The sequence below is a fragment of the Pseudoalteromonas sp. 2CM32C genome, assembly GCF_023161925.1.
Classification (GTDB): domain Bacteria; phylum Pseudomonadota; class Gammaproteobacteria; order Enterobacterales; family Alteromonadaceae; genus Pseudoalteromonas; species Pseudoalteromonas marina.
Window position 1 is genome coordinate 39,897 of the sequence record NZ_JALNTI010000008.1, and the last position, 1,188, is coordinate 41,084.

General features: G+C 40.1%; 3 tRNA genes. 2 read left to right on the top strand and 1 reads right to left on the bottom strand.

Annotated features, from left to right (window positions below):
- Window position 1: 1 nt before the first annotated feature.
- Window positions 2-77: transfer RNA gene (locus MTF67_RS14470), tRNA-Val, on the bottom strand.
- Between the two features lie 727 nt (window positions 78-804).
- Between MTF67_RS14470 and MTF67_RS14475 the strand changes: the two genes are divergently transcribed.
- Together MTF67_RS14475 and MTF67_RS14480 are read left to right on the top strand one after the other, a co-directional pair.
- Window positions 805-880 (top strand) — tRNA-Ala (locus tag MTF67_RS14475).
- A 36-nt stretch (window positions 881-916) separates the two neighbouring features.
- Window positions 917-992, top strand: a tRNA-Glu gene (locus MTF67_RS14480).
- The last annotated feature ends 196 nt before the right edge of the window (window positions 993-1,188 follow it).

Genomic DNA, 1,188 nt, shown 5'->3' on the forward strand with positions numbered 1-1,188 from the left:
GTGGTGGGTGATACTGGACTTGAACCAGTGACCCTCGCCTTGTAAGGGCGATGCTCTCCCAACTGAGCTAATCACCCGCATCTAAACAACTCCACATTGCTGCGTTGTTGTGGGGCGCTATTATAGATAGAGTTGAAAATGTGTCAACACTTGAATGACAAAAATGTACTGAATGAAGGTTTTATAAACAACAAGATATGGCGGGCGTCTATTTTATAGGCAAAACATGTTCAGTAACGTAATTGTGTGGTGTATTTGTGGTGTTTATAACTCACATTAGTGGTTAATCTAGTTTTTTTGGGGAATACACAAGCGATTACTTTTAATTGTTGAACATTTAAACCTTCTATAATAAGAATATATATTTTGTTACCTCTCTAAAAAGTCATAACAAATAAAATAGAAAAAGTATTTTAAAGTGCAACTATAAAAAGCATGTGTGTTTTACTGCATTTACCTAACTGGCCTGTTGATATGAAAGTACGGTGTTAGGTCGGTAATTTATAAATTATATTTGCAATGTTTGAATTGCATATAAATGTATACCTTTTGAGGGTAGGGTAGTGAACTACCATTCACTGACTAGCAACGCTACATAAAATAAAAGTGTAGGGGAGTCGCATTAGGGCAATGATTTTAATCAAATTGTGTTTTTTAGCATGCTTGATAGCCAGTTTGTTGAAAATTAAACCATTTAAATAAAGCTGGATAAAAAACTGTTGACTTTATTTTGGGTGGTGCATAGAATGCGCCCCGCACTAAGCAATACACGACGTAGTTATTACGGAGGGTGTTGATTAAGTTGGGGCTATAGCTCAGCTGGGAGAGCGCTTCGCTGGCAGTGAAGAGGTCTGCGGTTCGATCCCGCATAGCTCCACCAATTATTAGTGTTTGTCCTAGGGTAGCAGTTTTCTGCGTCCCCATCGTCTAGAGGCCTAGGACACCGCCCTTTCACGGCGGTAACAGGGGTTCGAATCCCCTTGGGGACGCCATCTAGTTTTAAGCTAGAGGTGGTTTTACCAAGAGAATAGCGTAACAATTAAAGCTCGAGTCTTTAATTGTATTATATGCATTACCTTAGCAACTCATGATGTGAGTCAAACTCATCAAATGTCCTAGTGACACATTTATGTGTCCCCATCGTCTAGAGGCCTAGGACACCGCCCTTTCACGGCGGTAACAGGGGTT